Source organism: Thioclava sp., from assembly GCF_048263065.1.
Classification (GTDB): domain Bacteria; phylum Pseudomonadota; class Alphaproteobacteria; order Rhodobacterales; family Rhodobacteraceae; genus Thioclava.
The window spans coordinates 1-6602 of record NZ_JBLXEM010000067.1 but is presented as its reverse complement, the minus strand read 5'-3'; the positions used below and the strand labels follow the sequence as shown (position 1 = coordinate 6602).

Genomic DNA, 6602 nt, shown 5'->3' with positions numbered 1-6602 from the left:
AGCGCTCCAAGTCGCAACACCTTCAGTCCTGCCCGCAAAAACGTGGCGTATGCACCCGTGTGTACACAACCACGCCGAAGAAACCGAACTCCGCTATGCGTAAAGTCGCCAAGGTGCGTCTGACGAATGGCTTCGAGGTCATCTCCTACATCCCGGGCGAAAAGCACAACCTTCAGGAACACTCCGTGGTTCTGATCCGTGGCGGCCGCGTAAAAGACCTTCCGGGTGTCCGTTACCACATCCTCCGCGGTGTGCTGGATACCCAAGGTGTTAAAGATCGTCGCCAACGTCGTTCGAAGTACGGCGCGAAGCGTCCGAAATAAGGAGAACCAGAGATGTCACGTCGTCACGCCGCTGAAAAACGCGAAGTTCTCCCGGACGCCAAGTATGGTGACCGCATTCTGACCAAATTCATGAACAACCTCATGGTCGATGGTAAGAAGTCCGCTGCGAAAAATCGTCTACAATGCGCTCGAGCGTGTTGAAGGCAAGCTCAAGCGCGAGCCGATCGGGGTCTTCCGCGAAGCTCTCGAGCAGTAAAACCCTCCGTCGAGTGCGTTCGCGCGCGTCGGTGGTGCTACCGCCAGAGTTCCGGTCGAGGTTCGCCCGACCCGTCGCAAGCGCTGTGCAATCCGCTGGCTCATCACCGCTGCGAAAAACCGTAACGGGAACACGATGGAAGAGCGCCGCGGGCGAGCTTCTGGACGCTGTCAACTCGCGCGGTTCGGCTGTGAAAAAACGCGAACACAAGATGGCCGACGCGAACAAAGCGTTCAGCCACTACCGCTGGTAAGGGGTTAACATGGCACGCAATTCCCTTGAACGCTATCGCTTCGGCATCATTGCGCACATTGATGCTGGAAAACGACGACCCGGCGTATCCTGTACTACACAGGCAAATCCACAAAATCGGCGAAGTGCATGATGGCGCTGCGACGATGGACTGGATGGAGCAAGAGCAGAACGTGGCATCACGATCACCTGCTGCAACCACCACCTTCTGGGAACGCACAATCGATCCGGGTCTGGAGCATAACCGCTCAGACAAATACCGTTTCAACATCATCGACCTCCCGGCCGCGTTGCTTCACCATTGAAGTTGAGCGTTCGCTGGCAGTCTCGATGGCGCTGTCGTCCTCTGGATGGCAACGCAGGTGTTGAGCCGCAGACCGAAACCGTTTGGCGCCAAACTGACCGGTACGAAGTTCCGCGCATCGTGTTCGTTAACAAAATGGACAAAACCGGCGCTGACACTTCAACTGCGTGAAGATGATCAAAGACCGTACCGGCACAAATGCTGTGCCGATCGTTCTGCCGATTGGCGCAGAGATCAACTCGAAGGCGTCATCGATCTCGTGACGATGGAAGAGTGGGTCTATCAGGGTGAAGATCTGGGCGCGTCCTGGATCCGTCAGCCGATCCGCGCTGAGCTTCAAACCAGGCGACCGAATGGCGCGACACCTTGCTCGAAACTGCTGTTGAGCAAGATGTGGCTGACCTACCTCGAAGGCAATGAGCCCGGCGGGCTGCGTGAGTTGATCCGCAAGGGTACGCTGTCGCTCGCTTTCGTTCCGTTATGGCGGGCTCGTCGTTCAGAACAAGGCGTCAGCGCTCTGAACGCTGTCATCGACTATCTGCCGTCGCCGCTCGACGTTCCGGCTTACATAGACTTCAAGCCCGGTGATGAGACCGGACCGTGACATCGCGCGTTCGGCCGAAGATGAACAGCCGTTCTCGGCACTGGCGTTCAAGATCATGAACGACCCGTTCGTGGGCTCCCTGACCTTCACGCGCATCTCTCGGGTACCTTTCAAGATGACGCGATGCTGAATGCGACCAAAGAGCGTAAAGGCGCGTTGGCCGTATGATGATGATGCCGCGATCGACCGTGAAGAAATCACCGAACATTTGCTGGTGACATCATCGCGCTCGGCGGTCTGAAGAAACCTACGGGTGACACGCTTTGTGATCCGGCTCCTGTTGTTCTCGAAGCCATGACCTTCCGACTCCGGTCATCGAGATCGCGTTGAGCCGAACCAAAACTGACCAGAAAGATGGGCATCGCTTTGGCTCGTCTGGCGGCCGAAGATCCGTCCTTCCGCGTCGAAACCGATCTCAGATCGGGTCAGACGATCATGAAGGGCATGGGCGAACTTCACCTCGACATCTCGTGGACCGTATGCGTCGCGAGTTCAAAGTTGAGGCGAATATCGATGCACCGGGTAACCTACCGCGAGACATCTCGCGCGAAGCGAAGATCGACTACACGCAGAAACAGTCCGGTGGTACCGTAGTTTGCCGCGTGAAACTCGTACACCGACCGAGCCGGCGAGCTATTCGTTCGAAGCGAAGGTTGTTGGCGGTCAGTTCGAAGAATACATCCCCGGCGTCGAAAAGGCATCAAGTCCGTTATGGACTCGGGCCCGCTCGCAGGCTTCGGTGATCGATAAAGTGGCATCATCGACGGTGCGTTCCTGACGTTGACTCTCGGTTCTCGCCTTCGAGATCGCGGCACGTGCAGGTATGCGTGAAGGCCTCCGTAAGGCTGGCGCAAAACGCTCAGCCGATCATGAAAGTCGAAGTTGTCACTCGGAAGAATACACCGGCGGCATCATCGGCGACCTGACCTCGCGTCGGGGCATGGTTCAGGGCAAGACACCGCGGCAACGCAGTATCATCACCGCAATGGTGCCGCTGGCCAACATGTTCGGCTACATCAACAACCTGCGTTCGATGTCCTCCGGGTCGTGCAAACTTCTCGATGTCCTTCGACCACTATGACGCGGTTCCGCAGAACATCTCGGACGAGATCAAAAGCAATACGCGTAAGGCATTGGGCGTCAGGGCGTATTGTTGGGCGCTTCCTTCACGTTTTAAGACCTACAGAGGCCACCATGGCAAGGCAAGGTTTGAACGTAACAAGCCGCGTCAACATCGGCACGATTAGCCGTTGACCACGGCAAGACGACCTGACGGCGATCACGAAATTGCTTTGGCGACTTCAAAGCCTACGACAGATCGATGGCGCACCGGAAGAGAAAGCGCGCGGGATCGATCTCGACGGCGCACATTGGTATAGTCGGAAACGCGTCACCGCGCACGTCGACTGCCCCAGCCGCTGACTATGTTAGAACATGATCACCGGTGCTGCACAGATGGACAGCGCGATCCTGGTTAATGAACGCAGCTGACGGCCCGATGCAGACGCGCGAGCATCCTGCTCGGCCGTCAGGTCGGCATTCCGTATGGTTGTGTACATGAACAAAGTCGACCAAGTGGACGACGAAGAGCTGCTCGAGCTGGTCGAGATGGAAATCCGCGAACTGCTGTCGTCCTACGACTACCCGGGCGACGCATTCCGATCATCCGTGGTTCGGCGCTGCACGCTATGAACGGCCTGAAATCGGCGAAGAGTCGATCAAGGCGCTGATCGCAGCGGTTGATTCGTACATCCCGACACGGAGCGTGCGATCGACCAGCCGTTCCTGATGCCGATCGAAGACGTGTTCTCGATCTCAGGTCGCGGCACGGTTGTGACCGGCCGTATCGAGCGTGGCGCTGTGAACGTTGGCGACGAACTCGAAATCATCGGGATCCGCGACACGCGCGGCGACCTGCACGGGCGTGGAAATGTTCCGCAAGCTGCTGGATCGTGGTGAAGCAGGCGACAACGTCGGCGCTTCTGCGTGGCATTGACCGTGACGGCGTTGAGCGCGGTCAGTTCTGTGCGGCAGGTTCGGTTAAGCCGCACGAAGTTCAGGAAGCCACATTCTGACCAAGAAGAGGTGGCGTCACCGCCGTTCTTCGCGAACTACCGTCCGCAGTTCTACTTCCGCACGACGGATGTGACTGGCGCCGTTAACCTGCCGGAAGGCCAAAATGGTTATGCCGGGCGACAACCTGAAGTTCGAAGTTGAGCTGATCGCACCGATCGCGATGGAAGAGAAACTGCGCTTCGCAATCCGCAGCGACCGCCCATTGGTGCAGGCGTTGTTTCGAAAATCATCGCATAAGCGGGTTCTGAGAGATCTCAGACACGGAAAGGGCGCCCAACAGGGCGCCCGGCACATCGCGGGAAGCGGGATGGCGCGGGTGATTTCGCAGCCGTCATTACCTGAAAACCCCAATAAATCTTGCCGATTGCGCCTGTTTCGCTGCAGTGCCGATTAATCGAGAATGCGCAAATCAGGGTAGAGATCGCCTTGACAGGTTGGCCTATACAGCAATGCCCGCGTCTGATCTATCTAGATCGGGGTTCGTGCAGGCGCCACATTCAGTGTAATTACTCTCAGCCGAAGCCCTGCGATGAGAAAGACGTATGTCTGGTCAAATATTCGCATCCGGCTCAAGGCGTTCGATTACCGTGTTCTCGATGCGAGCACTCAGGAAATCGTAAACACCGCCAAGCGCACCGGTGCAGAGGTTCGCGGTCCGATTCCGCTGCCTAACAAAATCGAGAAATTCACGGTTCTCCGTGGTCCGCACATCGACAAAAAGTCGCGCGACCAGTGGGAAATCCGTACGCACAAGCGTCTTCTCGACATCGTCAACCCGACCCCGCAAACCGTGGACGCGCTCATGAAGCTCGACCTCGCTGCTGGCGTCGACGTTGAAATCAAAGTCTGAGGAGGGCGTGACGATGCTGCGTTCTGGTGTAATCGCCAGAAGCTGGGCATGACCCGGCTGTTCCTCGAAGATGGTAAGGAAGTTCCGGTTACCGTTCTTCAACTCGACAACCTCAAGTGGTCGCTCAGCGCACCGACGAGAAAGACGGCTACACGGCTGTTCAACTCGGCGCTGGTGAAGCGAAAGCAAAACGCACCACGGCGGCAATGCGCGGTCGCCCGCAAAAGCGAACGTGGCACCTAAGCGTAAATTTGCTGAGTTCCGCGTTTCGGCTGACAACCTGATTAAAGTCAGCGCCGAGATCTCGGCCGAGCACTACAATGCTGGCCAGTTCGTCGACATCATGTTCCTCGACGGAAGGCTTTGCGGTGCTATGAAGCGTCACAACTTCGGCGGCCTTCGCGCGTCGCACGGTGTATCGTTCGCACCATTCGCACGGTCGACCGGTCAGTGTCAAGATCCGGGTAAAGTGTTCAAAGGCAAAAAGATGGTTGGCCATCTGGCTGTGCGTGTCACCACGCAGAACATCCGTCGTGGCTGATGCTGAGCGTGGCCTGATCTGGTCAAGGGCTCGGTTCCGGGTCCAAAGGTGGCTGGGTCACGATGGGATGCGGTGAAAAACCGCTCCCCGAGAACGTCCCGATGCCGGCTGCTCAAATCGGCTGCTGGCGCAGCTGCTCCGGTCGCAGAAGTTGCGGTCGAAGGGGTGAAGCGAAACTTGATGTGATCAAGCTCGACGGTAAATCGGTTGATCGAACTGGCTGACGACATCTTCGGTCCGGAGCCGCGCGCAGACATTCTGCACCGTGTGGTCCGTTGGCAGCGTGCTGCGCACAGGCCGGCACCACCGACGCTCGGTCGTTGGACGTCCTACTGACCGAAGATCTACCGCCAAAAGGCACCGGTGGCGCACGTCACGGTTCCAAAGGCGCACCGATCTTCCGTCACGGTGGTGTCTACAAAGGCCCGACCCGCGGTCACGCATGATCTTCCGAAGAGGTTCCGCGCACCGGTTCAAACACGCGCCTCCGCGGCGGCGACCAGCAACCTCGTGATCTTGAGCGCTGAAATGGCAACCGCCAAGACCTGATCCTCGCAAAAGCTGCGAAGGAACTGGCTGGAAGCGCGTTCTGATCATCGACGGCGCGACGTGAACGATAACTTCGCTCTCGCAGCCGGAACATCGAAGGTATTGATGTTCTCCCGACGATGGGCGCAAACGTCTGATATCCTCAAACGTGATACTCTCGGATCACCAGCAATTATCGAAATCAGGCTCGTCTGAAAGCAAGACGCGAAAGCCGAACATTACGACGTAATCGTCAAAGCTCATCGCCGAGAAAGCAACCATGGCGTCCGAGATTGGCGCGGTTGTTTTCCGTGGCGAAATCGGCATCAAGCCGGTCATCAAGGCTGTGGAAGCCCTTCGGCGTCTGGGTGAAAGGGTTAACGCTCATCCCAAAGGCAAAACCAGCGTTTCGCGTATCGCTGGCACTCGTGGTTTCAAAAAGCCTATGTGACGCTCGAGGAAGGAAACACTATCGACGTCTCCACAGGCCCTGATAGAAGCCAATCGATCTCGCGGCCCCGAGTGATCAGGGCGCCAGGCTTATGTTTCTAGATTCTAGGGATATGAGCGCAGGGGCGTAAGTCGTCTGCACCGCCTGAAACAGACCTTTGGTCCAACGGAAGACAGAGAGCATGGCACTCAAGTCGTACAAACCGACGACGCCGGGCCAGCGTGGGCTGGTTCTGATCGACCGTTCGGAGCTTTGGAAAGGCCGCCCCGTCAAGACCCTCACCGAGGGCCTTACTAAGACGGGTGGCCGGAACAACACCGGGCGCGTCACTATGTGGCACAAGGGTGGCGGCGCTAAGCGTCTCTACCGTATCGTCGACTTCAAACGTCGCAAATTCGACATCTCGGCAACTGTCGAGCGTATCGAATACGATCCCAACCGCACCGCGTTCATCGC

The 6602-nt window shown here is 57.6% G+C and carries 2 protein-coding genes and 7 pseudogenes; all 9 read left to right on the top strand.

Going from position 1 to position 6602, the window contains the following annotated elements:
• Window positions 1-323: 30S ribosomal protein S12 (gene rpsL / locus ACN0SD_RS20680; RefSeq protein ID WP_417810051.1), on the top strand; the 323-nt coding region annotated here is incomplete at its 5' end.
• A 12-nt stretch (window positions 324-335) separates the two neighbouring features.
• Window positions 336-793, top strand: a pseudogene (gene rpsG, locus ACN0SD_RS20675) (30S ribosomal protein S7).
• A 9-nt stretch (window positions 794-802) separates the two neighbouring features.
• Window positions 803-2818, top strand: a pseudogene (gene fusA / locus ACN0SD_RS20670) (elongation factor G); the annotation flags it as partial.
• An 81-nt stretch (window positions 2819-2899) separates the two neighbouring features.
• Window positions 2900-4013, top strand: a pseudogene (gene tuf / locus ACN0SD_RS20665) (elongation factor Tu); the annotation flags it as partial.
• A 292-nt stretch (window positions 4014-4305) separates the two neighbouring features.
• Entirely contained in the window at window positions 4306-4626 is a 321-nt protein-coding gene (rpsJ, locus tag ACN0SD_RS20660; protein WP_417810050.1) for a 30S ribosomal protein S10, read from the top strand.
• Window positions 4627-4642: 16 nt separating this feature from the next.
• Window positions 4643-5353 (top strand): annotated as a pseudogene (gene rplC, locus ACN0SD_RS20655) (50S ribosomal protein L3).
• Window positions 5350-5911, top strand: a pseudogene (gene rplD, locus ACN0SD_RS20650) (50S ribosomal protein L4). Before rplC ends, rplD begins: the two co-directional pseudogenes overlap by 4 nt.
• A gap of 33 nt (window positions 5912-5944) precedes the next feature.
• A pseudogene (locus tag ACN0SD_RS20645) lies at window positions 5945-6187 on the top strand (50S ribosomal protein L23); the annotation flags it as partial.
• Between the two features lie 140 nt (window positions 6188-6327).
• Window positions 6328-6602 (top strand): annotated as a pseudogene (gene rplB / locus ACN0SD_RS20640) (50S ribosomal protein L2); the annotation flags it as partial.